Consider the following 25792-nt stretch of genomic DNA (forward strand, 5'->3'; position numbering starts at 1 on the left):
TCGGCGCGGAGACGCCGAGAAGGCGCCCACCCCCGAAGGAGTGGACGCCTTCCCACCGGCCCGCTACCAGGCCGCTGCACCTACCGGCAGGCCGTGAGGCTCTCCACCCCCGCGCTCAACGAGTTCGGACCACCCAGCAGCGTGACCTTCGTCGCACCCAACGCCGTGATCTGCGCCAGCGTCTCCGCCGGAACACACGACCCCGGCACCGTGAACAACGGCGCCCCGACCTTCGGACCGAACGCCGAGCCGGCCAGCGCATCCGGGAACTTCTCCCCCGTCGCCAGCAGCACCCGGTCCGCGCTCTGCGCGAAGTGCTCGTTGATCGAGCGCGACGCCGCGTAGCGGTCGGCACCACCCAGCCGCACCGTCGAGGTGATCGCCGCGGCATCGGCCTGGATACCCGTCGAGACCGAGTTCGGGCCGCCCGCGATCGCGATCTCGGTGACACCGAGCGAACCCAGCAGCGACTTCGTCGCCTGATCCAGACCCGAAGCACCCCCGTTCACCAGGATGACCGGACCCCGGCCCGCGACCGCAGCACCCGCCGACAGCGCATCCGGGAAGTTCGCCCCGGCTGCCAGCACGGCCACCGGAGCGCCATCCGGGAACGCCGCCGCGGCGATGTTCCGCGAGGCCTCGAACCGGTCAGCACCACCGATCCGCGACACCGGAGCGATCTGCCCCAGAGCCGACTCCACCGCACTGCTCACCGTGTTCACACCACCCACGACCACGATGCGGTCGGGGTGCAGACGCACGATCTCGTCGCGCACCGACGCCGGCAGCGAACCGGATGCCGTCAACAGGATCGGCGCATCCGCCACCGCCGCCGCCGGAGCCGCGGACAGCGCATCCGGGAACACCGCACCCGACGCCACGAACACCGTCGACGCCCCATCCGGGAACCCCGCCTTCGAGGTGTTCACCGCCACCTCGAACCGGTCCGCACCCGCGATCCGATCCACCACCACCGGCTGCGGCTCCGGATCGACCGGGGGCAGCACGGCCGCCGTCTCGGCCGACGCGGACGCCGGGCTCCACAGCGGCTTGGTCGCCGTGACCGAGACTCCGATCACCGCGCCCTCGTCGCCGGCGGCCAGCACGTACGAGGCCGAGGTCGCCCCCGCGATCGTCGAGCCGTCACGCGTCCAGGTGAAGCCGGTGGCCTGCCACGGCGCATCCACCGCAGCGGTCAGCGTCTCACCGACGCGCGCCGTGCCGTCGATCCGCGCCGCGAGCGGCTGCGGGTCGACGATCGTCTGCGCCGGAACGCTGGTCAGCGTCGGGGTCACGGTCTGCATGAGACCGGTCGCCGGGTCGAAGTTGAGCTTGTCGATCGTGGTCTCGCGGTGCTGTCCGTCACCGCCCGGCATGCCGAAGCGGTGGTAGACGATGTACCAGTCGTCGGTGCCCGGAACGTTGAGCACCGAGTTGTGGCCCGTGGCCAGGATGCCCTTCGAGGCGTCCTTCTGCAGGATCACGCCGCGGTAGGTCCACGGCCCGTCGATGCTCGTGGCCGTCGCGTAGCCGACGCGGTAGTTCTGTGAACCCGTGTCATCGATCGAGTAGGTCAGGTGGTAGAGACCGTCGCGGTAGTTCACGAAGGAACCCTCGCGGAAGTCGGTCAGCCCCGTGACCCGCTTGAGCGTCGCCGCCTTGATCGACAGCATGTCGTCGGAGAGCTCCGCGTAGACGGGCGAGCCGTTGCCCCAGAAGAGGTAGTGCTTGCCGGTCGCCGGGTCGGTGAAGGCCGCCGGGTCGATGGCCTGACCCGAGGTGATCGCCTCGTTGTTGAGGATCATCGCCTGCGGCTGCGCCACGAACGGCCCGGTGGGGCTGTCCGCGACGGCGACGCCGATCGTCTTGCGGTTCAGAGCCGTGTTGTGGCCGCTGAAGTAGAAGTAGAACTTGCCGTCCTTCTCCGCGATCGTCGGAGCCCAGGCGTTGCCGGAGGCCCAGGGCACGTTCCCGTTCGCCCCGTCGAGGGTGAGGATGGGGGCATCCGACCTCGTCCAGTCCACCAGATTCTTCGACGACCAGACGTAGAAGTCCTTGCCGCCCCAGCCGGGGTAGCCGTCGGTCGTCGCGTAGATGTAATAGGTGTCACCGAACGCGACCACGTTCGGGTCGGCGTACAGGCCCGGGATGCTGGGGCTCGCCATGTCGACCGCGCGCAGCGTCCACGTGACGGGGTCTCCCCCGCCCACCGGGGTGAGGGTCACCGAGACGGGCTGGCTGAGGTCGACGGTGGTTCCGGATGCGGGGCTCGCCACGACCGCGGAGGAGGTCGCGAACACCGGGGTGAGCGCCGTCAGATCGGTGCCCGGCTTCACCGGGAACACCACCTCGTGGGCCGTGGAGTCCACGATCGGGCTGATCTTCAGCACGTCCTCCTGCAGGGTCACGCCCGCCAGCGCGGTCGTGTTCCCCGAGTCCTCGAGCACCTCGGCGGCCGAGAGAGCGCGGTTGTAGATCGCGAACTCGCGCAGCTTGCCCTTGAGCTTCTTGTCGGCGTCGTAGTTCGACCGGCCCAGGTAGTTGGCGGTGGTCGAGCCGCCGCCGATGTCGCCCGGGTCGGTGGTGACGGTTCCGGATGCCACGGCCACGCCGTCGAGGTAGATCGTCGCGGTGGTGTCCTTCAGCACGTACGTCAGGTGCGCCCAGCGGCCGCGCGGCAGGTCGCTGCCCTGGGAGACGGTCTGCTCCGTCGTCCAGTTGCCGGTCGCGAGACTGGTGCGGTAGGCGTTGCCGGTGGTGAACAGGTAGCCGTTGCCGACACCGGAGACGGTGTTGCCGAGGCCGTAGATGAAGTAGGCCCCCGACTGCGCCGAGTCGATCCAGACATCCGTCTCGATCGTGGTGTCCTTGACGCCGGCCAGCAGGTTGTCGGGCAGGTCGACGTAGTCGTCGTTGCCGTCGAGAACCAGTGCGCCGTCGGAGAACGTCGCTCCGCCCTTGATGCTCGCGTCCTGGCTGTTGCCGGAGACGTCGTGCAGCACGGTGCCCGATCCGTCACTGAAGTCGTAGCGCAGGATCTCGCCCTTGCTGTTGACGGGCGCCGCATCCGGGCCCTGACCGAGGCTCTCGAGCTCGGCGGCGGTCACCGGGATGACGGTGCCGTGGCGCGGGCTGGCCGGCAGGTCGTAGTTCGACGAGACAGTCCAGTTCGGGTGCGCGATGTCGGCCGTCTCGAGCGGGATGTAGCCGCGCCCGCCGTACTCGTCGACGAAGAGGTAGAACTTGTCCCCGTTGACGTCACCGGGGTTCGACTTGAACGCGGTGGGGCCTTCGACGGCGCTCGTTCCGGCCTTCTTGCCGATGCAGCTGTCGAGCACGGTCCACGAGCCCAGGGTCGCCCGGAGGTCGGTGGAGGACTCCTGGATGATGTCGCTGCACCCGGTTCCGCCGGCGCCCTCGTCCTTGGTGAAGCGGTAGTACACGTCGCTGGACTTGATGACGGTGGAGTCGATGCGGGAGACGCCCTGGTCCTGCCAGATCTGCGGGGTGCTGAAGTTGACGAAGTCGCGCGTCGTGGCGTACATCATGCGGTGGTAGCTCGCCCCGGTGTGGCCCGGGTCGTTGTCGGCGTACAGCGAGGATGCCCAGAACACCACGTAGGCGCCGATGGAGTCGTCGTAGTAGGCCTCCGGCGCCCAGGTGTTGCCGGCGTTGTCGGGAGCGATCTTGATGTGGCGCTGCGCCGACCAGTTCTTGAGGTCGTGCGATTCCCAGACCTCGATGTACTGGCTGCCGGTGCGCACCGAGTCGCCCCACGAGGTGCCGCTGCCGATCGAGAGGTCGGTGGCGATCAGGTAGAAGGTGTCACCCTCGGGGGAGCGGATGAGGAAGGGGTCACGCAGGCCCTTGGTGCCCTGGCTCGAGGTGAGCGCCGGCTGTCCGCCGTTCAGCTCGCGCCAGTCGAGGGCGTTGTTGCCCTCGCTCGCCGCGAAGTAGATGTTCTCGCCGGCGAGCGAGTTGCCGGTGAAGTAGGCGAACGCGTAGCCCTCGTAGGGGGCCGCGGCGATCGCCTTGCGCACGGTCGCGGTGAAGTCGCGCGTGGTCGTGGCGGAGCCCTTGCTCAGGTGCGCCGTGAGCACGACCGTCCGGTCGGACGAGGCCCGCGTGACCGCACCGTCGGCCGTCACGACCGCCGCGTCGGACGAGGTCCAGCTCAGAGTGATCCCGGCGGGCGCCCCGGGGAGCGTGATGTTGCCGCGCACGTCGTCGATGCCGGTGATCGTCAGTGCGGCCGCGGCCGCCTCGACGTCGTACTGGTCGTCGTGCAGAGCGGGCACGGTCGCCGTGAAGGTCTTGGTCTGCGACTCCGAGCCGCGCGTCACGGTGGCGGTCAGCACCACGGATGCGTCGCCCTGACCGGCGGCCGGGCGCGTCACCACGCCCGCGGCCGAGATCACAGCGGGCCGGTCCGAAGCCCAGGTGATGGTGGAGCCGTTGAGCCCGCCGGCGGGCAGGCTGAGGTTCGACTGCACGGCCGACAGGTCGCCGAGCGAGAGCTGGGCCGCGTCACGGCTCGCGCGGGTGGCGTCGGTGGGCTGAAGGGCAGCCACCTCGCCCGCCGTGAGCGCCGTGTCGTAGATGCGGAAGTCGCGCACGCTGCCGGCCAGGAACTTGTCGGAGGCGTAGTTCGAGCGCCCGATGAAGTTCGAGGTGGTGACGCCGTTTCCGAGTTCCTTGGGCTTCACGGTGACGCCGGTCTTCACGGCCACCTCGCTGCCGTCGAGGTAGAGCCGCGCGGTGTCGCTCGCGTCGTCGAGCGTGTAGGTGAGCGTCTTCCACACCCCGCGCTCGAGGTTGGCGCTCGTGCTGACGACCTGTTCGCCGCTCCAGTTCGTCTTCGTGATGCCCGCCCGGTAGGCGTTGCCCGTGGCGAAGAGGTAACCGGTGCCCGAGGCACTGGTGGCGGGGTTGCCCAGCCCGAACACGAAGTACGGCGTGCCCTGCGAGGCCCGCACGAGAACCTCGGTGCTCACGGTGATCGAGTCGAGGCCGGCGAGGATGTTCGCCGGAAGAGCGACATGGTCGTCGACGCCGTCGAGCGTCGCACCGGCGCCTCCGCCGAGGGCGACGCCTCCGACGTAGGAGGCGTCGCGGCCGTGGCCGGAGCCGTCGACCGCGGTCGTGCCGCTCGTCTCGTCGAGGGAGTACCGGGCGACGAGGTGGTCGTCGGCGGCGGCGAATGCGGGTGTCGCACTCAGTAGCGGGATGGTCAGCGACAGGGCGGTGGCCGCCACGATCGCTCTGACGGGGATGTTCTTCATTTCTCTCCAGGTTCGGCTTCGTTGTCGAGTGGACGGGATGGCTGGTCGGCCGGAATCAGGTCTTGCGTTTGCGCGACACCACGAGGCGTTGCAGCAGCACGAACACGAGCAGGATGCCCCCGGTGATGATGGTCGTCGCCTCGGGAGGGATGCTGCCGTCGCGCGTGATCAGCACGTTCATCAGCCCGAGCACGAGGGCGCCGACCACGGAGCCGAGCACGAAGCCCGCGCCGCCCGTGAGCAGCGTTCCGCCGATGATCACCGCGGCGATCGCGTCGAGCTCCCAGCCGACGCCCGTGATGTTCTGCGCGATGCCGAGCTTCGAGGTGTACACGACGGCCGCGAGGCCGGCGAGGGTGCCGCTGATGACGTAGATGGTGAGCTTGGTGCGCACCACCGGAAGTCCCATCAGCAGCGCCGACTGCTCCGAACCGCCGATGGCGTAGACCGTGCGGCCCAGGCGCGTGCGGTGCAGCACGAAGAAGGCGACCAGAACCACGACCACCGCGATGAGCACGTTGGGGGTGATCACGAGGTCGTTGATCTTGGGTCCGTCGATGAGCGTCCATTCCGTCGACAGCGCACGGATCGGCGAGTCGTCCTCCAGGCGCTCGGGCGTCGTGCTGAGCATGGAGGCGAGCCCCCGGGCCAGGAACATCATCGCGAGGGTCGCGATGAACGGTTGCACATTGAAGAACTGGATCAGGATGCCGGAGGCGAGGCCGAAGGCCGAGCCGATGACGATCATCAGAACGATCACCGCGATCGGGTTCCACCCCGCGTTGGCGAGCATCACTCCGACGAGGCTGCTGATGGCGATGACCGCTCCGACCGAGAGGTCGACTCCGCCCGTGAGGATGACGAAGGTCATGCCCACCGCGAGGATGATGAGGTAGGAGTTGTTGATCAGCAGGTTCGAGATCGTGTTGGCCTGCACGATGCGGCCGTAGGCGATCTCGCCGTAGACGATCATCCCGATGAAGATCAGCACGGCGGCCAGGGTCGGCAGGGTCTCCAGGTTGGGCTTCAGCCGGGTGAGCAGCGACGGCCGGGCGGAGCGCGCCGGGCCCGAGGTGGGGCGTTCGAGGAGCGTGCTCATGCCGACACCGTTTCCTTTCGAGTCGAGGCGGGATTCGGCGGCGCGCTCGGCGACGACGGCGTGGGACGCACCTGCGCCCGCCGCCTTGCGAAGAGCGCCCGCACCCGCTGCGACTGCAACAGGCAGATGATCACGATGACGAGCGCCTTGAAGGCGGGCGTCGCCGAGGAGGGGATCGACAGGAACACGATGGTCTTGTCGAGAGTGGCGATGAGCAGGGCGCCGATGACGCTGCCGGTGAGCGAGAACTTGCCGCCCGCGAGCGAGGTGCCGCCGATCACCACCGCGAGGATCGCATCCATCTCCGACGACAGCCCGGTCTTGGCCACCTCGACGGTCATCACGCTGGCCGTGCTGAAGATGCCGGCGACCCCCGCGAGCACCGCACTGACGATGTAGACGGAGATCAGGATGCCGATGGGCCGGATGCCCGCCATCCGCGCGGCCTTCGGGTTGATGCCGATCGACTCGATCATGAGGCCGAGGGCCGTGCGCCGCACGAGCACGGCGAGGATCGCGACGATCACCGCGGCGATGACGAACACCACCGGGAAGCCGAAGACGGTTCCGTTCGCGATCCAGCGGAACGGCTCGTTGCTGGCCGAGGTGTTCTGGCCGGCGGTGATCACCTTCGCGAGGCCGCGGCCCGCGAGCATCGTGATGAGCGTGGTGATGAACGGCTGCAGCCCCACCACGGAGACGAGCAGGCCGTTGACCACGCCGAGCACGGCGCTCACCGCGAGGGCGAGGCCCGCCGCGGCGAACGCGGTGCCGGCCGATCCGTCGGCGGTGGACATGAACTGCATCGACACGGCGCCCGACACGGCCATCACCGAACCGACCGAGAGGTCGATCCCCCGCGTGGCGATCACCAGCGTCATGCCGACGGCGATCATCATCACCGGGGCGCTGGCGCGGAGGATGTCGATGAGGTTGCCGGAGAGGTTGCCGGTTCCGGCGTTGAACGAGACGCCGAGGTAGCCCGGGTCCTTGAGGAGGTTGATGACGAGCAGCAGCACCAGCGCCACGATCGCCCAGATGTAGGGCTGGTGGATGACCGTGCTGAGGAACGGTGTCGCCTTCTTCGTGCGCGGGATGCTCATGCGACGCTCTCCTCGGTCTCGACGAGCTCGAGGCCGGCGGCTTCGGCGATGTCCTCGGGCCGGCCTTCGTTGGCGATGAGGTCGACGATGGACTCTGCGGTCACTTCGGGGCCGTTGATGATCTCTCCGATCTTGCGGTGGTCTTTGAGCACGACGATCCGCTCGCTGAGGCGCACCACCTCCTCGAGCTCCGAGGAGATGAACACGACCGACATGCCGTCTTCGGCGAGCGTCGCGATGGCTTCCTGGATCTCCGCCTTGGCGCCGATGTCGATGCCGCGGGTGGGTTCGTCGAGGATGATGAGTTCGGGTTTCGTGGCGAGCCAGCGCCCGAGCAGCACCTTCTGCTGGTTGCCGCCCGAGAGGTTCTTGATGGGGCGCTCGGGATCGGCGGGGCGCACGTTGAGCTCCACCAGGTACTTGTCGCAGAGTTCCTGCTGCTCCTTGCGGGAGAGCGGACGCGCCCAGCCGCGCCGGGCCTGCACGGCGAGGATGAGGTTCTCGCGCACGGTGAGGTCGCCGATGATGCCCTCGTCGCGGCGGTTCTCGGTGGAGAACGCGATCTTGTGCGCGAGCGCCGCCGTCGGCGTGTGTACCTCCGTCGCCACTCCGTCGATGAGCACCTCGCCCGTGTCGGGGCGGTCGGCGCCGTAGACGAGTCGGCCGAGCTCGGTGCGGCCCGAACCGAGCAGGCCCGCCAGCCCCACCACTTCTCCGGCGTGCACGTGGATGTCGACGGGCTCGATGGAGCCGCGGCGGCCGAGGTTCTTCGCGCTGTAGAAGGGGCGCGCATCCGGGTCGACGACGCCGCGGCCGCGGTTCGAGCCGAGCGCCGCCAGAGCCTGGGAGTCCTTGCCGATCATCTGGGAGATCAACTGCGTGCGGTCGAGTTCGTGGGTCAGGTACTCGCCGATGAACTGTCCGTTGCGGAGCACCGTGAGACGGTCGCTGATCGCGTAGACCTGGTCGAGGAAGTGGGAGACGAACAGGATGGCGACGCCCTGGTCGCGGAGGCGCCGCATCACGGCGAACAGCCCCTCCACCTCGTTCGCATCCAGGCTCGAGGTGGGCTCGTCGAGGATGAGCACCTTGGAGTTCGTGACCATGGCGCGGCTGATGGCCACCAGCTGCTGCAGGGCGAGCGAGATGCTCGACAGCGGCTGACGCGGATCGAGGTGGCCGAGGCCGAGTCCCTCGAGGGCGACACGAGCGGCTTCGTGGGTCTTCCGCCAGTTCACACCGAAGGGCCCGCGGATCTCGTGGCCGAGCATGACGTTCTCGCCCACCGTCAGGTTGTCGCAGAGGTTCACCTCTTGATAGACGGTGGAGATGCCGGCCGACTGGGCGTCGGCGGTCCCCGTGAAGGTGCGCGGCCCGCCGGCGACCGTGATGGAGCCTGAGTCGATCTTGTAGACGCCGGTGAGCGCCTTGATCAGGGTCGACTTCCCGGCGCCGTTCTCGCCCATCAGGGTGTGCACTTCGCCGGGGAAGAGACGGAAGTCGACGTTCTGGAGCGCCTTGACGCCGGGGAATTCGATCGAGATGTCCTCCATCTCGACGATCGGCTCTGTGATTGCCATGTCTGCCTGGTCGTTCTGCCGGTGAATCCGGCGTCGTCTGCTGGCCGTGCGGATCGCCCCGCACGAGGTTCGCCCGCCCGCTTCCCGGTGGGCGGGGAAGCGGGCGAGCGGTGGTGCGATCAGTACTTGCGGTCGGGCAGCGCCGTGGTGGCCGCCGCGGGCGAGTCGAACGTGACGCTCGGAACCACGATGTCCTTCTCGACGGTCTTCCCGGCGAGCGCGGCGTTCACCACGTCGACCGCGGTCTCGCCGAACAGCGGGTTGTACTCGGCGACGAAGCTCAGACGCCCGGCGGCGAGCGCCTCCAGCGCGGACTTGGTGCCGTCGATCGTGATGATCTTCACGTCGCTGCCGGGCTTGAGGCCCGCCTCTTCGACGGCGAGCGCCGCGCCGAGACCCATCTCGTCGTTCTGCGCGAACACGAGCTGCACGTTGTTGTTGTTCGCCTTGAGGATGGTCTCGAAGACGCTCTTGGCCTCTTCGGTCGACCAGTTCGCCGACTGGCTCTCCAGCTTGGTGAACTTCTTGTCGATGGTGGCGTCCCAGCCCTTGTTGCGGTCGTTCACGACCGAGAGGCCGGGAGGGCCCTCGAGCACGACGTAGTTGGTGCCGTTCGGGAACTGCCCGTTCGCCCAGGTGGCGGCGGAGGCGCTGATGCCCACGTTGTCGGGCGCGATGTGGCTCGTGTAGAGGCTGTCGTCATTGGGCTCGATGCCGCGGTCGAGCAGCACGACCGGGATCTCGGCCTCCTGAGCGCGCTTGAGCACGCTCTCCCAGCCGGTGGCCTCGGTGGCCGAGAGCAGGATGGCGTCGACGCCCTCGTCGATGAACGAGGTGAAGGCGGTGATCTGGGAGTTCTGGTCGCCGTTGGTCGCCGGCGCGTACTTGAGGTCGAAGCCGTTCGCCTTCGAGAACGAGTCCTGGATGTTCTGCTCGTTGGCCGTGCGCCATCCGCCCTCGGGGCCTACGGCGACGAAACCGACGGTGACGAGGTCGCCGCTGCCGGCCGCGGCCGTCGAAGCGGAGGAATCGCTCGATCCTCCGGAGCAGGCGGTGATGCCCAGGGCCATCGCGCCGACGAGCGCGACACCCGCGATCGCCCGGAACTTAGCTGTGATTGACATTGATCTCCTCCTTGAGATCCGCCGCGCCATCGTTGTGCGGGCGGGGTGAATGTGTCCGTCTGGACGGTGTTCGGTGCACTCGACGCGTGCCGCGATGGCTCGTGTTCGCTAGATTCGGGTTGTGCCTGCGGGGCGGCTCTGCTCCGCCCCGCCGGCCGTTCTGCGAGTTGTTAGCGTTCACAATTGCGTCGGTCTGCAGGCTAGCGTCGCCCGCAGATCGATGTCAAGCACTGCGCAAGAGATCGCTTGCGCGCCGTGGCGGCTTGTCGCACCGCGATTGTTAGCCCTAACATTCCCACAACACCTCAATGGAGAGTTGATGACGAACCCGACAGCACCCGTAGTGCAGCTCACCGATGTCTCGGTGGGCTTTCCGGGCGTACAGGCGCTCGATCGGGTGAGTTTCCGCCTGTTCCCGGGCGAGGTGCACTCGCTCATGGGCGAGAACGGGGCCGGCAAGAGCACCCTCATCAAGGCGCTCACGGGAGTGCATCGCATCGACGAGGGCACGATCGAGATCTCCGGCCATCCGGTGTCGTTCTCCGGCCCTGCCGACGCCCTCGCCGCGGGGGTCAGCACCGTCTACCAGGAGATCAACCTCCTGCCCAACCTCACCGTCACCGAGAACGTGCTGCTCGGCCGCGAGCCGCGCCGGCGCCTCGGCGGCATCGACTGGCGGCAGGCTCACCGGCAGGCCGGGGAGGCGCTGCTCGGCATCGGCGTCGACATCGATCCGCGCACGCTGCTGGCCGACCACCCGCCGGCCATCCAGCAGCTCATCGCCATCGCGCGGGCGATGTCGGTGAGCGCGAAGGTGCTGATCCTCGACGAGCCCACCTCCAGCCTCGACAACGACGAGGTGACGGAGCTGTTCCGGGTCATCGGCAACCTCAAGGCGGCGGGGGTGGCCATCCTCTTCGTCTCCCATTTCCTCGACCAGGTCTACGAGATCTCCGACCGCCTCACCGTGCTCCGCGACGGCAAGCTCGTGGGCGAGTACCTCACCGACGAGCTGCTGCGCATCGACCTCGTGCAGAAGATGATCGGCAAGGAGATGGCCGTGCTCGACGACATCCGTTCGCACGTCGCGGAGAGCGAGATCGAAGCGGAGCTCGACACCGAGACTCCCCTCGTCTCCGCGATCGGGCTGGGGAGGCACGGCGCGCTCGAGGCGATCGACCTCGACGTCTACGAGGGCGAGATCGTGGGCATCGCCGGCCTGCTGGGCTCCGGGCGCACCGAGTTGGCGCGGCTGCTGACCGGCATCGACCGCGCCGACACCGGCGAGCTGCGGGTCGACGGCGTCAAGACCGCGTTCCGCACCCCCCGCTCCGCCCTCAAGCGGCGCATCACCTACGCCTCGGAGGACCGCCGCACCGAGGGCATCATCGGGGAGCTCACCGTGCGCGACAACATCGCCTTGGCGCTGCAGGCCGATCTCGGCTGGTTCCGGCGGCTCCCGATGCAGCGCCAGAACGAACTCGCGCTGAGCTACATCCAGGCCATGGACATCCGGCCCGCCGACCCGGATGCGCTCATGAACACGCTTTCCGGCGGCAACCAGCAGAAGGTGCTGCTCGCGCGCTGGCTCGCGATCGCACCCCGGCTGCTCGTGCTCGACGAGCCCACGCGCGGCATCGACATCGGCGCGAAGGCGGAGATCCAGAAGCTCGTGTCGAACCTCGCCGAGAACGGATTGTCGGTGGTGTTCATCTCGGCCGAGCTCGAGGAGGTTCTGCGCATCAGCAACCGCGTCGCCATCCTGCGCGACCGTCGCAAGGTCGGCGACCTGCCCAACTACGACCTCACCGTCGGCGCCCTGCTCGCGGTGATCGCCCAGGCGTCGAACGACGACGAGGATCTCGCCTGAGAGTGATGGAGATCTTGCCCTCCCGGTGTCGACTATTCTTCGTGTCAAGACAATGCGCCGCCCGGAATCCGATGCCTGACACGGTCGAGCGATGCGCTCCAGCCCGCCGCGTCGGATGAGTCGCAGGGGAGGAGGATTCCGTGGCCGATGAGGCTCCCCGTCAGGCGACCATCTTCGATGTCGCGCGTCTGGCCGGCGTGTCGCACCAGACCGTCTCGCGCGTGCTCAACGATCTGCCCAACGTGCGCGCTTCCACGCGCACGCGGGTCGAAGAGGCGATCAAGAAGCTGCGTTACGTGCCGTCACCGGCGGCTCGGGCGCTGGTCACCAGGCGTTCTCGCACCATCGGGCTGATCGCCACCGGCGGCCCGGAGTTCGGCCCCTCGTCGACGACCCTCTACTTCAACGCGGCCGCGCGCGACGCCCGCTGGTCGGTGTTCACCGCCAACATGGTCGACAGCGACCCCGCGACCATCCGCTCCGCCGTGGAGGCGTTCCTCCGCCAGAGCGTCGAAGGCATCGCCGTGATCGCGGGGCACGAGGGCGTGGCCGAGGTGATCGCGGGGATGGACCTCACCATCCCGCTCGTGGTCATGCAGGCCACCCCGCGAACCGGACTGGCGACGGTCGGCGCCGACCAGTACCACGGCGCCCGCAACGCCGTCCGCCACCTGGTGGAGCTCGGCCACCGTCGTATCGGGCATCTCGCCGGCCCCGGCGACGTCGTCGACGCCCGGGAGCGGGAGCGGGGCTGGCGCGACGAGCTCGCGGCGAGCGGCCTCCCCGCCCGCGCCATCGGCGTCGGCGACTGGACGCCCTCCTCGGGCTACCGCATCGGCCGCGAATGCGAGCTCGACGACCTCACCGCCCTCTTCGTCGGCAACGACCAGATGGCGATGGGCGTCGTGCACGCGCTCTCCGATCGGCACCTGTCGGTGCCGGGCGACATGAGCGTCATCGGCTTCGACGACATCCCCGAGGCCGCCCACATGGCGCCGCCGCTCACGACGGTGCGCCAGGACTTCGAGCGCATCGGGCAGGACATGCTGACGACCCTGCTCTCGCGCATCGCCGGCGATCTCGACGAGATCCCGCAGGCACTGCCGGAGCTCATTGTGCGGGAGTCCACCGGCCCGGCCCGCTAGCTGGATTTGCTGTACTTCGGGCACGATGCTGGGTCTCGCCACGGTCTACGGGGGTTCTGATGGGCACAGCCGACACGAATAGACCTTCATTTCGGTCTTTCAATGGCGGAGCTCGTGTGGCCTTCTCCGCGAACTACGCAAGATAAGTACTCCCCCAACGAGAAATCCGAGGAGTGCGATTGTGAATTCGACCCATTGGAGCAACGTGGGTTCGTGTTGCTCCAGTGCGACTTGTCCTGTCAGCCAGACCGCCAGCGCGAGCCCCGGCAGGCTGCCTAGGGCGAGCGAAACAGCAATAGTCAGATCGACTCTTCTTGCCGAATAACGCCCATTTCTCATTATTTGCATCGTCATTCGAGCCGCCAGACCAGCCAACACCCCCGACACCGTGCCCAACAGCGCAGTGGATACCCCGAACAGCAGCGCGAAAACAAGGAAGTACCCGAATGTCTCGGGCGTAAACGCAACGGCTACTTGTAGGAATCCGAGTACGCCGCCGATCACCGTGCTAGCAGCGACTGCGTAACTGAAGAGAGGGGCTCGGAGTTCGCCATTGTCACTGCTCATCGATGTCGCTCCCCCGGCTCTTCCCGGAGAGTCGCAGACAGAACATAACCGGTCAGGCGGCCATATCTCGAATTGACCGGTGGCCGCTCAGGCGACCACAGCGCTTTACCAGTCGCTCGGCATCGGCGCCTTGTTCGGCGGCAGCTGCGAGTCGGCGCCCCAGGTCAGCAGCCACGCCGGCATCCGCCCGTCGTCGGGCACCGGTCCCACGATCGCGCGCAGCTCGTCGACCGTCACGACCCCGCCGCCGCGCTTCAGGAACCGCGCGCGGATGTAGGCCCGCGCGCACACCTCGCCGCCGCGCACGAAGCGCTGCTCCACGTAGATGGCCTTCTCGTCGAAGCCGAGCACGCGCGTCTCGACCGTGAAGCGCTGCCAGAGCTCGAGCGAGCGGCGGAAGCTGATCGACTCGGCCACCACCACCGGATACCACCCGCGCTCCTGCAGCTTCGGCCACATGCCGCTGCGCTGCATGAGGTCCAGGCGTGCGATGTCGAGCACCGAGAGGTAGACGCCGTTGTTCATGTGGCGCAGCACGTCGAGGTCGGTGGGCAGCACCCGGAACGGGGTCGACGACACGTCCCACACCCCGAGCGGCGAGCGGAACCGCCCGCGGATCGCCTGCAGCAGCGTTCGGAAGAAGAAATGCACGAGCCCGATCGTAGAGTTCGGCACACGCTCGCGCATCCCTGCTGTGGAATCCCACAAACCCGGATGCCCGGGGCTGGGGGGTGCACGCAGCCTCGCCGACTAAAATCGCCGGGTGGCCGTGCCGAAGATCATCCTCTACTACGTGTTCGCGCCCGTGGCCGACCCGGAGGCCGTGCGGCTGTGGCAGCGCGATCTGTGCGAGGCGCTCGGGCTGCGGGGGCGCATCCTGATCTCGGCCGACGGCATCAACGGCACGCTCGGCGGCGAGCTCGACGCCGTGAAGCGCTACGTGCGCAAGACGCGCGAGTTCGGGCCATTCCGCGAGCTCGACGTCAAGTGGAGCGAGGGCACGGGGCTGTCGCCCGAGCCCGCGTCGAAGCACACTCCCTACCGGGCGAGCACCGACTTCCCCCGGCTGAGCGTGAAGGTGCGCGACGAGATCGTGAGCTTCGGGGCGCCCGGCGAGCTCGAGGTGACCGCGTCGGGCGTGGTGGGCGGCGGCGTGAAACTGAGCCCGGATGCGCTGCACGAGCTGGTCGACGCCCGCGGCGACGAGGTGGTGTTCTTCGACGGGCGCAACGCCTTCGAGGCCGAGATCGGCCGGTTCCGCGGGGCGGTCGTGCCCGAGGTGTCGAACACGCGCGAGTTCGTGGCCGAGCTCGAGAGCGGCAAGTACGACCACCTGAAGTCGAAGCCGGTCGTCACCTACTGCACCGGCGGCATCCGCTGCGAGGTGCTCTCGTCGCTGATGAGCGCGCGCGGCTTCGCCGAGGTCTACCAGCTCGACGGCGGCATCGTTCGTTACGGCGAGACGTTCGGCGACGGCGGGCTCTGGGAGGGCGCCCTCTACGTGTTCGACGGCCGCGGCGCGCTCGAGTTCACCCCCGGCGCCGCCGTGATCGGGCGCTGCGTCTCGTGCGACGCCCCCAGCTCCCGCATGCAGAACTGCGCCGAGCCCTCGTGCCGTGCGCAGCTCGTGGTGTGCGACACGTGCGCGGCCTCGACGCCGACGGCGCCCGGCGCGGCCGGCCCCGTCACCTGCCCGGCCCACTGAGCACTTCTCACCCTGTGCGCGCCGGCGCTGATGCGAGCGACACCATAGGCTCGGGCCATGACGCACGACCACCACGACCATCCGCACGACCGGATGCACGACGCCGGCTTCGAACCCGAGCTTCTCCGCCCGAGCCATGAGCTCATCCACGACCGGGCCGACGCCCTGCTGGCGCTGCACAAGGCGCCGGAGATCCTGACGCTCGTCAACGTCTGGGACGTCGCGAGCGCCACCGCCGTCGCCGATCTGCCCGAGACGAAGGCGCTCGCCACGGCCAGCCACGCCATCGCCGCGATGTACGGCTACGAAGACGGCGAGCGCATCCCGCTCGATCTCATGCTCGAGGCGGTGGGGCGCATCGCGCTGAGCACGAGCCTGCCCGTGACGGCCGACCTCGAGGGCGGCTACGGCAGCCCGGGCGAGACGGTCCGCCGCGCCATCGGCGCGGGCGTGGTGGGCGCGAACATCGAGGACCAGCTGCGGCCGCACATCGAGTCGGTCGAGAACGTGGCCGAGGTGGTGAAGGCGGCCGAGGCCGAGGGCGTGCGCTTCGTGCTGAACGCGAGGACGGATGCGCTGCTCAGGCGCGGCGACCGCCCGCTCGACGAGGTGCTCGAGGATGCGATCGAGCGCGGCCGCGCCTACCTCGACGCCGGCGCGGCCTGCGTGTTCGTGCCCGGGCTCGTCGACGAGGAGATCGCCGCGCAGCTCGTGGAGGGCATCGGGCACCTCAAGGTGAGCGTGATCGGCGTGCCCGGCTCGCTGAGCCCCGCGCGCTACCAGGAGCTCGGGATCGCCCGCATCTCCTACGGCCCCTGGCCCCAGCGCGTGGCGCTCACGGCCCTGCAGGACTCCGCCCGCACCCTCTACGCCGGCGGCGCCCTCCCCCCGAAGACCCGCCCCCTCACCTGAGCCCCACTCCCACCCCCCAATCCGATCGGGGCGGGACGGGCGCGGGCTAGGCGGCCGCCGCGAGCTGCCGTGAGGTGCGGCGCGCGCGACGGGCCGCGCGACGCTCGAGAGCGCGGCGGTGCGAGAAGCGCCGCGCCTCGGTGCCCGAGAGTGCGAGCAGCACCAGCACGTCGAACGACAGCCCCACGAGGTTCGTCTGCAGCGTGATCTGCGGCCCGCCGTTCACGAAGTCGAGGAAGGTCACCAGCACCGCGGCCGCGCTGATGCCCATGCCGGCGAAGCGCGCCCAGTTGTGCCCGTGGTAGATGAGGAACGCGAGCACCGAGTACAGCGCCGCGATCAGCAGCGCGAGCGTCTCGAACAGCGCGAGCACGAGCGTGGAGAGGAACTGGGCGTCGGCGGGCGTCAGCGCCCCCGTGATGCCGCGCAGGTCGAGCGCCCCGTCGTTGAGCGAGAATCCCACGATCACCGCCGCACCGAGCGCCGACAACACCCGGAACACCATCAGCAGCACCCCGAGGTAGATCGAGGTCGGCCGCTTGCGCCCGAGGATGGGGCTCTCCGAGAACACGGCGGCCGGCGTGGGGTCGACCGTGCGCTCGACGCTCGTCGACGCGGCACGTGCCTCGCCCTCATCCGTTCCCCAGGTGGGGATCTTGCGCAGATCGATCACGGGCAGGTCGCCGTCGGTGACGATGGCGTCGCCGCCGCCGTTCACGTGGTGGTAGCCGGTGGAGAAGTTGTGGATGACCTTCACCTTGGCGCGCTCGTTGCCCTCCACCAAGGTGGTCACGATGTGGTCGCGCTCCTTGTCGGTCTCCTTGTCGATGCGGTGGGTCACCTGCAGGGTGAAGAAGGAGATGCCGATGCTGCGGTCGTAGGTGCCCGCCGCCATCCAGTCGGCCTTGTGCCCTCCGGGCAGGAGCCAGCCACGCGGGCAGCGCCAGAAGCGCACGTGGTGGCGCTTCGAGGGGTTGCCCGAGACCTCCTGCTGGTAGGTGAAGTCCATCACGTTGCCGAAGAGGTAGAGCCGCGAGACCGGCGCGCCCGGGTAGCTGCGCCGCAGCAGCGTGCCCCGCACCGTGCGCAGGGCCGAGGTGAGGCCCATGTCGTCGGCGCGGTGCCAGCCGGCCCGGGCCATCGCCTCGTGGATCTGCTCCTCGGTGCCCCGCAGCGCGATGTTGACCGGGTCGCCGAGCAGCCCCTCGCGGGTCTTCGCACGCCCGATGAAGTAGTCGGGCACGTAGAACAGGGTCAGGATGCTGTGCACCCGCGGCAGCAGCAGGTACGCCACCACCACCCAGAACACGAGCAGGAACCACAGCTGCTGCCAGCCGCGCGCGAACGACTCGGTCGCCACCAGGAACGCCAGCCAGGCCGCCGCCGCGGTGCCGAACAGGAAGAACAGGCTGTCGACCACGAGCCCCACCGAACCGCGGAAGGTGCGGCGGCGGATGTGCTCCACCAGGCTCGCGTCCTCGAGCTCGGCGAGGCTCAGCCGTCGCGTCTCCTGCTCGTCGAACTCCCGGGGGTCGGGAAGGATGTCGGCCGAGGGGCTCGTGAACTCCGACGGCGTCGGCAGGATGTCGCCGGTGCTCCCGGTGCCGCCGGTGGCGGGTTCGGCCATCGAGACGTCCTTTCCGTCAGTCGGATTCTCTCAGGATTCCCTGAAACCTGTGACAAGCAACGACCCTCGCCCTAGTCTGGAAGAGCGGAAGAGACCCCGCGTTTCCCTCCCGGACACCGACAGGACCATATCGATGCCCACCGGCGTACCCATCGAATTCGCATCTCTGACGAAGACGTTCGGGAGTGTCAGCGCCGTCTCGGGCCTGACCGTCACCATCGAGCCCGGGCAGGTCACGGGCTTCCTCGGCCCGAACGGCGCCGGCAAGACCACGACGCTCCGGATGCTGCTCGGCCTCGTGCGGCCCACCTCCGGCACGGCCACCTTCGGCGGCACCCCGTACGCGAAGCTGGCCTCGCCGCTGTCGACCGTGGGCGCCTCCCTCGAGGCCGCGAGCTTCCACCCGGGGCGCTCCGCCCGCAACCACCTCGCGGTGCACGCGCAGGCGGCCGGCCTGCCGAAGACGGCTCCGGATGCGGCCCTCGAGAAAGTGGGCCTCTCCGGCTATGCGAACCGCCGGGTGGGCGGCTACTCGCTCGGCATGCGCCAGCGCCTCGGCCTCGCGTTCGCCCTGCTCGGCGACCCCGGGGTGCTCGTGCTCGACGAGCCCATCAACGGCCTCGACCCCGAGGGCATCAAGTGGATCCGCCTGCTGCTGCGGGCCATGGCGGCCGAGGGCCGCACGGTGCTGATCAGCTCGCATCTCCTGAGCGAGGTGCAGCAGACCGTCGACGACGTCATCATCATCTCGCACGGCGCCCTCGTGCACCGCGGCGAGCTCTCGAGCCTCGACACCTCCGACTCGAAGCAGGTGCAGGTGAACGCCGACGAGCGCGACCGGCTGGCCGAGGTCATCCGGGCCGCCGGCTACGAGGTGTCGAACCTGCGCTCGGGGGTGCTCGTGGAGAACGCGGCCGCGGCCGACATCGGTCGCATCGCCTTCGAGGCCGGCATCCCGCTCACCGCGCTCTCGCAGAAGCGCACCGGGCTCGAGGAGTCGTTCCTCACGCTCGTGGGCGAGGAGGGGGCGCTGTGAACCTCGTGCGCGGCATCCGTTCCGAGATCACCAAGCTGCTCAGCACGCGGCTCTGGTGGGTGCTCGCCCTCATCATGGTGGTCTACGTCGCCATCTGCGCCGGCGGGCTCGCCGCCGTCTTCGGCAGCGTCGGCTCCGGCGCCCGCGGGCCGGCGATCTCCCATGCCCAGCTGCCGCAGCTGATCTACAGCTTCGCCAGCTCGATCGGCTACGTCTTCCCCGTGCTCCTCGGCGCCCTCGCCGTGACGAGCGAGTTCCGCTACCAGTCGCTGACCCCCGCCTTCCTCGCCCAGCCGCGGCGCGGAGTGGTGCTGGGCGCCAAAGTGGTCACCCTGTTCCTGACCGGAGCGGTGTTCGGGGTACTCGCGCTCCTCGGCTCGATCGGCGCCGGTGCCGCCGTGCTCTCCGCCTTCGGCATCGATCCGCTGCTCGGCGACCCCGAGATCTGGGCCTTCATCGGCCGTTCGGTGCTCGCGATGGCGCTCTGGTCGGCCATCGGCGTGGGGCTCGGCGCCCTCGTGCCGAGCCAGGTCGCCGCGATCGTGATCGTGCTGGCCTTCACCCAGTTCGTCGAGCCCCTGCTGCGCTTCGCCAGTTCGCTCACCGACTGGTCGGCGCAGCTCGGCCAGTTCCTCCCCGGCTCGGCGAGCGACGCCCTCGTGGGTTCGAGCTTCTTCACGATCGCCTCTGCGGCCGGGCCGGCGCTCGAGTGGTGGCAGGGCGGGCTGATGCTGGCGGCCATCGCCGCCGTGGCGACCCTGATCGGCTTCTTCACCTCGTGGCGGCGGGACGTGTCATGAGCCGCGCGCTGGTCGTGACGGCGAAGGGCGAACCCGGCCGGCTGCTCGAGATCGACGACGAGGAGTTCTTCGAGGGCTCGGGCGGCCCGGAGGCCGTCGACATCGAGGTGCTGCACTCGAGCGTGAACTACAAGGACGGCCTCGCGCTCACCGGGCGCCCCGGCGTGGTGCGGGAGTGGCCGCTCATCCCGGGCATCGACATCGTGGGCCGGGTCACCGCATCCCGTTCCGCCCGCTTCGAGCCGAACGACCTCGTGGTGCTGAACGGCGACGGCATCGGCGAGCACCGCCACGGCGGGCTGGCCACGCACGCGCGGGTGCGGCCGGATGCGCTCATCCAGCTCCCGAGCGGCCTCACCCCCGAGCACACGGCCGCGGTCGGCACGGCGGGCTTCACGGCGATGATCGCCGTTCTCGCGCTGCAGGATGCCCGGGTGCTGCCCGAAGACGGCGAGGTGCTCGTGACGGGCGCAGCCGGCGGCGTCGGCTCGGTGGCCGTCTCGCTGCTCGCGGGCCGCGGCTACACGGTGGTGGCCTCCTCGGGCCGGGCTTCGATCGAGGGCGACTACCTGCGCGCGCTCGGTGCCGCGCGCGTGATCGAGCGGGAGCCGCTGAGTTCGCCCGGCAAGCCGCTGCAGAGCCAGGCGTGGGCGGGCGCCATCGACTCGGCGGGCAGCCACACCCTCGCCAACGTGCTCGCGCAGACCAACTACGGCGGAACCGTGGTGGCCTGCGGGCTGGCGCAGGGAGGCGATCTCCCCGCCTCGGTGATGCCCTTCATCCTGCGCTCGGTGACGCTCACCGGCGCGAACTCGGTGGAGGCACCCCTGGCTCTGCGTGAGCGCGCCTGGACGGCACTGGCGTCGGAACTCGACCTCGACGCCCTCGAGAGCATGACCACCACCATCGGCCTCGACGAGGTGCTGCCCACGGCCGAGCGCATCCTCGCCGGTCAGGTGCGCGGCCGCACCGTGGTGACCCCCTCGCGCTAGGAGGAGATGACCTCGGTGCCCTCGAGGGGCGGCAGCCGCAGGGCGCGCAGCAGCTCGATGGAGTGCGCGGTGGTCACGATGATGCGCGAGAACTCCTGCTCCTCCAGGTCGATCACGACCGAGGTGCGGGTGCCCTTCACGAGCAGGAAGTCTTTGCCGTCGTGGAACTTCCACGTGCCCACCGCGAGGGTGAGCGGAATGGCCGCGCCGGGCGCCCGGATGCCGCGCACCCACACCCACGGGTCGTCGGTCAGCGCGGCCGAACGGATGCTCTCCAGCGGAACCACGATGTCCGTGCGGCGGAAGGACAGCAGCTTTTCAGCGCGCGTCAAGCGGATCTCGAGGCGATCGGTGTGGACGAAGAGAACGGCCATGGATCTAGTGTGCCGTGGCTTGCCTGGGGATCGGCACCATTTCGGGGGTGGGCGTATATAACGATTCGGGAATGGGTGAGCAGCTCAGCCGGCCGCGGCCGGTCGCGGCGCCTCCGCTGCGGCCCGCGCCGCCGCCGGCAGGGCCTCGAGGATGCGCGCGATCGCGGCCTCGTCGTGCGCGGCGGAGACGAACCACGCCTCGTACACCGAGGGCGGCAGCGAGACCCCGGCGTCGAGCATCGCGTGGAAGAAGGGCGCGTAGCGGTAGCCCTGCTGCGCCTGCGCGTCGGCGTAGTCGCGCGGGGCCCGGGCCGAGCCGAAGGTGAAGCTGAACAGGTTGCCCGCGCGCTGCACGCTGTGCGCCACGCCGGCCTCGGCGAGCGCCGCCGACACGGCAGTCGAGACGGTGGCCGCGGTCGCGTCGAGGGCCGCGTAGACCCCGGCGTCGGCGAGGCGAAGCGTGGTGAGCCCGGCGGCGACCGCGATCGGGTTGCCGGAGAGCGTTCCGGCCTGGTAGACGGGGCCGAGCGGCGCGAGGGTGTCCATCACCTCGGCGCGGCCGCCCAGCGCGGCGAGCGGCATCCCGCCGCCCACGACCTTGCCGAACGTCATCAGGTCGGGGACGTAGGCCGGCACGTGACGTGCATCCGGAGCATCCTGGTGCGGCTCGGCCACCGGCTGCCCGGAGTTCTCGAGCCCCCACCAGCCGGCCCGGCCCACCCGGAAGCCGGTGAGCACCTCGTCGACGATGAGCAGGGCGCCGTGGGCGTGCGCGATGTCGGCGAGCGCGGCGTTGAAGCCGGGCTCGGGCGGCACCACGCCCATGTTCGCCGGGGCGGCCTCGACGATGATCGCGGCGATGTCGTGGCCGCGGGCTGAGAAGAGCTCGCGCACGGCGTGCAGGTCGTTGTAGGGGAGCACGATCGTGAGCGCGGCGGTGGCCGCGGGCACTCCGGCCGATGCCGGGAGCGCGAGGGTCGCGAGCCCGGAGCCCGCCTCGGCGAGCAGCGAGTCGGAGTGCCCGTGGTAGTGGCCGGCGAACTTGACGAGCAGGTCGCGGCCGGTGAATCCGCGCGCCAGCCGGATGGCCGTCATCGTGGCCTCGGTGCCGGTGCTGACGAGCCGCAGCTTCTCGATCGGATGCACGCCGCCCGCCGTCACCCGCTCGCGCACGAGCTCGGCGAGGTCGGTCTCGGCCGGGGTGGTGGCGCCGAACGAGAGGCCGCGGGAGGCGGCATCCTGAACCGCGGCGACGACCTCCGGATGCGCGTGACCCAGGATCGCCGGACCCCACGAACCCACGAGGTCGACGTACTCGGTGCCCTCGGAGTCGGTGACGTAGGGGCCGCGGGCCGACACCAGGAAGCGCGGGGTTCCGCCCACCGAGCGGAAGGCGCGCACGGGCGAGTTCACCCCGCCCGGGATGGAGCGCTGGGCGCGCTCGAACTCGGCGGCGTTGGTGGTGCCGGTGCCGGGACTCGCAGTGATGCCGGTGCTGGGCGTGTTGCTGCTCATCACAGTCCCTTCAGGGTGCGGGCCACCTCGACGGCCCAGTAGGTGAGCACGGCCTCGGCGCCGGCGCGGCGGATGCTCGTGAGCGTCTCGAGGATGGCCCGGTCGCGGTCGATCCAGCCGTTCGCGGCGGCGGCCTCGATCATCGCGTACTCCCCCGACACCTGGTAGGCCCAGACCGGAACCGGAACGGCGGCGGCCACGTCGGACACGAGGTCGAGGTAGCTCATGGCGGGCTTCACCATCACGATGTCGGCACCCTCGGCCACGTCGAGCACGGCCTCGCGCACGCCTTCGCGGCGGTTCGCGGGGTCGAGCTGGTAGCTCATGCGGTCGCCGCGCAGCGTCGATCCGACCGCCTCACGGAAGGGGCCGTAGAACGCGGAGGCGTACTTCGCGGCATAGGCCAGCAGGGCCACGTTCTCGAAGCCCTCGGCGTCGAGGGCCGCGCGCACGGCGGCGGTCTGGCCGTCCATCATGCCCGAGAGGCCGAGCAGCTGGGAGCCGGCGCGGGCCTGCTCGATCGCCATGTCGCGGTAGCGGTCGAGGCTCGCGTCGTTGTCGACGCTGCCGTCGGGGGCGAGCACGCCGCAGTGGCCGTGGTCGGTGAACTCGTCGAGGCAGAGGTCGGTCTGCACCACGAGGGCGTCGCCGGCCTCCTCGACCGCGATGCGGGTGGCCGCGTTGAGCACGCCGTCGGGGTCGGTGGCGCCCGAGCCGAGGGCATCCTTCGCCGACTCGGCCGGAACGCCGAAGAGCATCACTCCGCCGATGCCGGCCTCGGCGGCGTCGGCGATCGCGCCGCGCAGGCTGTCGAAGGTGTGCTGCACCACGCCGGGCATCGACTGCAGCGGCGCGGGCTCCACGATGTCGTCGCGCACGAAGAGCGGCAGAACGAGCTGGGCGGGGTGGACGCGCGTCTCGGCCACGAGCCTGCGCAGGGCCGGGGTGCTGCGGAGACGGCGCGGGCGCACCTCGGGGAACGAACCAGAAGTCATGGCTTCCAGCCTAGTTCGGCCCGCTGGACGCCTGCCCCGGGCCCGCGCATCCCGGCCGCGGCGAGGTCGCGCCAAGTGCTCTGCAACGCATCCCCGCGAGCACCTGGCGCGACCTCGCGAGGCCTCAGCGTGCGGCCCGAGCGGCCCGGGCGAGGCGGGTCTGGGCGGCGAGGCCGACCAAGGCCACGAGCAGGATGGCGAGCCCGTACAGCAGCACGGTCGCGAGCAGCCCGAGGGGCCCGATCAGCTGGCCCGCGATGATCGACGGCACCCCGAAGCCGAGGTAGGCCACCAGGAACACCCCCGCGAAGAGCTCGGCCCGCTGCTCGGCCGCCGCGAACGGCCCCACCGCGCGCAGCATGCCCGAGAAGGAGGCGCCGAAGCCGACACCGCCCACGATGCCTCCCACCACGAACAGCGGCAGCCATCCCGCGGCCACCCCGGCCACGATCATCACGGCGCCCACCAGCACGCCCGCGCTCCCGATCAGCGACGCCCGGCGGGCCGCGACCGAGCCCAGCAGGATGGCCGCCACCGCCGCCGCGGCCGGCTCCACGAAGGCGGTCGCGCCGTCGATCGCGCCGCTGTCGATACCGAAGACGTCGCGCACGATCAGCGGGGCCAGCGCGATGAACAGGCCCGCGAGCATCCAGGCCGCGAGCACCACGGGAACCCCCGCCGCGAACTCCGGCCGCGCCGCCCGCGGAATCGCGATGCGCGGCACGAGCGAACGCAGGGCGCCGGGCCGCCCCGGGACGGTCTCGGGCGCGAACACCATCAGCACCGTCGAGGCCACCATCACCGCGGCGAGGATGCCGAACACCAGCAGCGTGGGCATCGGGGCGAACTGCACGGCGAAGCCCGTGAGCAGGGCGCCGAGCGCGAGGCCGCCGGCCGGCGCCGCCCCGCCGATGACGCCGCCGAGCCGCTTGAGGTGCGCGGGTGCGAGCTCCACCAGCGCTGCCGTGAACGCGCTCGTGGCCACACCCGTGGCGAGCCCCTGCACGGCCCGCGCCACGATCACCCAGCCGATGTCGGGGGCGAACACGAAGATCAGCATCGCGACGGTCTCCACGACGAGGGAGCCGATGATCACGGGCCGGCGGCCGATGTGGTCGGAGAGCGCGCCGCCCACGAGCAGAGCCGCGAGCAGGGCGATGGCGTAGATCGCGAAGGCCACCGTGAGCACCCAGGCCGGGAAGTCCCATTGGCGCTCGAGCACCAGGAACAGCGGCGAGGGTGCGCCGGCCGCGAGGTACAGCGCGGCGAACCCCGCTGCGGCGGCCGTGAAGGCGGCGGTCGGTGCCAGCACCCGCCGGCCTGGCCGAGGGGCGACGGATGCACGGGGCCGGGGGTGCGCATCCGCCCCGTTCTTCTCGGCGGCCGGCTGCGCCTTCTCCACGATCGACATCTCGTCTCCCTCATTAAAGCAATTCTGATTGCATTAGGAGAATAGATCGCGCGAGCGGTTAAAGCAACTCTATTTGCATTAGACTCGGGACATGGAAACGACAGCACCGGCGGCCAAGAGAACGGGAGGCCGCAGCGCCCTCGTTCTCGGCGCAGTGAAGCGCGCCACCGAGGAACTCATCGAGGAGAAGGGTCGCGAACGCCTGACGGTGCCGATGATCGCGGAGCGCGCGGGCGTGAACCCCACCAGCATCTACCGGCGCTGGGGCGACCTGCCCACTCTCATCAACGAGATCGCCACCTACCGTCTCGACCCCGCGCGTCCGCTGCCCGAGACCGGCGCCCTGCGCGACGACCTCACCGGCTGGGCCCGGGAGATCGTGGAGCACTACAGCACGCCGGTGAATGCGGCGCTGCTGCGCGGCGGGGCCTCCGTGGCCGGCGAGCGCGAGTCGGACTGCCTGCGCAACCGGCGCGCCGAGGCCACGATCTTCGTCGGCCGGCACCCCGAGGCGGGCATCACGGCCGACCAGGTGATCGACCACCTGGTGGCGCCGATCATCTACCGCGTGATCTTCCTCCCCTGGAGCCTCGACGACACCACGGCCGAGCGCCTCGTGAGCGATCTCTTCGACCTGCCCTCGCGCGCCTAGGCA

The 25792-nt window shown here is 69.9% G+C and carries 19 protein-coding genes; 8 read left to right on the top strand and 11 right to left on the bottom strand.

Annotated features, from left to right (window positions below; translation table 11 throughout):
* Window positions 1-80 precede the first annotated feature (80 nt).
* The 5 genes from VD659_RS06880 to VD659_RS06900 all read right to left on the bottom strand — a co-directional run bounded on the left by VD659_RS06880 (window position 81) and on the right by VD659_RS06900 (window position 10188).
* Window positions 81-5282 (bottom strand): family 43 glycosylhydrolase, encoded by a 5202-nt coding sequence (locus tag VD659_RS06880; RefSeq protein ID WP_423260385.1) that lies wholly within the window; start codon window positions 5280-5282, stop codon window positions 81-83.
* A 55-nt stretch (window positions 5283-5337) separates the two neighbouring features.
* Window positions 5338-6381 (bottom strand): ABC transporter permease subunit, encoded by a 1044-nt coding sequence (locus tag VD659_RS06885; protein WP_137838628.1) that lies wholly within the window; start codon window positions 6379-6381, stop codon window positions 5338-5340.
* Complete coding sequence (locus VD659_RS06890) at window positions 6378-7484, bottom strand: ABC transporter permease (protein ID WP_423260386.1); 1107 nt, start codon at window positions 7482-7484, stop codon at window positions 6378-6380. Before VD659_RS06890 ends, VD659_RS06885 begins: the two co-directional genes overlap by 4 nt.
* Window positions 7481-9064, bottom strand: a complete 1584-nt coding sequence (locus tag VD659_RS06895; protein WP_423260387.1) for a sugar ABC transporter ATP-binding protein — start codon at window positions 9062-9064, stop codon at window positions 7481-7483. The genes VD659_RS06890 and VD659_RS06895 overlap by 4 nt, the downstream gene beginning before the upstream one ends.
* 119 nt (window positions 9065-9183) lie before the next feature.
* A complete protein-coding gene (locus VD659_RS06900) occupies window positions 9184-10188 on the bottom strand; it encodes an ABC transporter substrate-binding protein (protein ID WP_423260389.1) in 1005 nt (334 codons plus the stop codon).
* A 319-nt stretch (window positions 10189-10507) separates the two neighbouring features.
* On the opposite strand from VD659_RS06900, the gene VD659_RS06905 reads away from it, so the two are divergent.
* Both VD659_RS06905 and VD659_RS06910 read left to right on the top strand, forming a co-directional pair.
* Window positions 10508-12058, top strand: a complete 1551-nt coding sequence (locus VD659_RS06905) for a sugar ABC transporter ATP-binding protein (RefSeq protein WP_423260390.1) — start codon at window positions 10508-10510, stop codon at window positions 12056-12058.
* A gap of 140 nt (window positions 12059-12198) precedes the next feature.
* Window positions 12199-13203 carry a LacI family DNA-binding transcriptional regulator gene (locus VD659_RS06910; protein ID WP_423260391.1) on the top strand — a complete coding sequence of 335 codons (1005 nt, stop codon included), beginning with the start codon at window positions 12199-12201 and terminating at the stop codon, window positions 13201-13203.
* 672 nt (window positions 13204-13875) lie between these two features.
* On the opposite strand, the gene VD659_RS06915 is transcribed toward VD659_RS06910, so the two are convergent.
* Window positions 13876-14445, bottom strand: a complete 570-nt coding sequence (locus tag VD659_RS06915; protein WP_423260392.1) for an acyl-CoA thioesterase — start codon at window positions 14443-14445, stop codon at window positions 13876-13878.
* Between the two features lie 88 nt (window positions 14446-14533).
* On the opposite strand from VD659_RS06915, the gene VD659_RS06920 reads away from it, so the two are divergent.
* Window positions 14534-15475: a rhodanese-related sulfurtransferase gene (locus VD659_RS06920; protein WP_423260393.1), complete on the top strand. Its 942-nt coding sequence runs from the start codon at window positions 14534-14536 to the stop codon at window positions 15473-15475.
* 93 nt (window positions 15476-15568) lie between these two features.
* Window positions 15569-16387 carry an isocitrate lyase/PEP mutase family protein gene (locus VD659_RS06925; protein WP_423260690.1) on the top strand — a complete coding sequence of 273 codons (819 nt, stop codon included), beginning with the start codon at window positions 15569-15571 and terminating at the stop codon, window positions 16385-16387.
* A gap of 46 nt (window positions 16388-16433) precedes the next feature.
* On the opposite strand, the gene VD659_RS06930 is transcribed toward VD659_RS06925, so the two are convergent.
* The gene (locus tag VD659_RS06930; RefSeq protein WP_423260394.1) at window positions 16434-18014 is read right to left on the bottom strand and encodes an LssY C-terminal domain-containing protein; all 1581 of its coding nucleotides are present in this window, start codon (window positions 18012-18014) and stop codon (window positions 16434-16436) included.
* Window positions 18015-18147: 133 nt separating this feature from the next.
* On the opposite strand from VD659_RS06930, the gene VD659_RS06935 reads away from it, so the two are divergent.
* Genes VD659_RS06935 through VD659_RS06945 form a run of 3 tightly spaced genes read left to right on the top strand, consistent with a single transcriptional unit; the run spans window position 18148 to window position 20842 of the window.
* On the top strand, window positions 18148-19050 hold the full coding sequence (locus VD659_RS06935) for an ATP-binding cassette domain-containing protein (RefSeq protein ID WP_137838258.1): 903 nt from the start codon (window positions 18148-18150) through the stop codon (window positions 19048-19050).
* The gene (locus tag VD659_RS06940; protein WP_423260395.1) at window positions 19047-19850 is read left to right on the top strand and encodes an ABC transporter permease; all 804 of its coding nucleotides are present in this window, start codon (window positions 19047-19049) and stop codon (window positions 19848-19850) included. The genes VD659_RS06935 and VD659_RS06940 overlap by 4 nt, the downstream gene beginning before the upstream one ends.
* A complete protein-coding gene (locus VD659_RS06945) occupies window positions 19847-20842 on the top strand; it encodes an MDR family oxidoreductase (RefSeq protein ID WP_423260396.1) in 996 nt (331 codons plus the stop codon). Before VD659_RS06940 ends, VD659_RS06945 begins: the two co-directional genes overlap by 4 nt.
* Here VD659_RS06945 and VD659_RS06950 read toward each other — a convergent pair.
* From VD659_RS06950 to VD659_RS06965, 4 genes are all read right to left on the bottom strand, one after another.
* Window positions 20839-21216: a hypothetical protein gene (locus VD659_RS06950; protein ID WP_137838261.1), complete on the bottom strand. Its 378-nt coding sequence runs from the start codon at window positions 21214-21216 to the stop codon at window positions 20839-20841. The two genes, VD659_RS06945 and VD659_RS06950, sit on opposite strands and share 4 nt — an antisense overlap.
* Window positions 21217-21300: 84 nt before the next feature.
* A complete protein-coding gene (gene hemL, locus VD659_RS06955) occupies window positions 21301-22731 on the bottom strand; it encodes a glutamate-1-semialdehyde 2,1-aminomutase (RefSeq protein ID WP_423260397.1) in 1431 nt (476 codons plus the stop codon).
* Window positions 22731-23726, bottom strand: coding sequence for a porphobilinogen synthase (hemB, locus tag VD659_RS06960; protein WP_423260398.1), 996 nt, complete (start codon window positions 23724-23726; stop codon window positions 22731-22733). The genes hemL and hemB overlap by 1 nt, the downstream gene beginning before the upstream one ends.
* 124 nt (window positions 23727-23850) lie before the next feature.
* Entirely contained in the window at window positions 23851-25137 is a 1287-nt protein-coding gene (locus VD659_RS06965; protein WP_423260399.1) for an MFS transporter, read from the bottom strand.
* A gap of 91 nt (window positions 25138-25228) precedes the next feature.
* Between VD659_RS06965 and VD659_RS06970 the strand changes: the two genes are divergently transcribed.
* Window positions 25229-25789 carry a TetR/AcrR family transcriptional regulator gene (locus VD659_RS06970; RefSeq protein WP_423260400.1) on the top strand — a complete coding sequence of 187 codons (561 nt, stop codon included), beginning with the start codon at window positions 25229-25231 and terminating at the stop codon, window positions 25787-25789.
* Window positions 25790-25792 lie beyond the last annotated feature (3 nt).

It is taken from the genome of Herbiconiux sp. 11R-BC (genome assembly GCF_049472555.1).
Taxonomy (GTDB): Bacteria; Actinomycetota; Actinomycetes; order Actinomycetales; family Microbacteriaceae; genus Herbiconiux.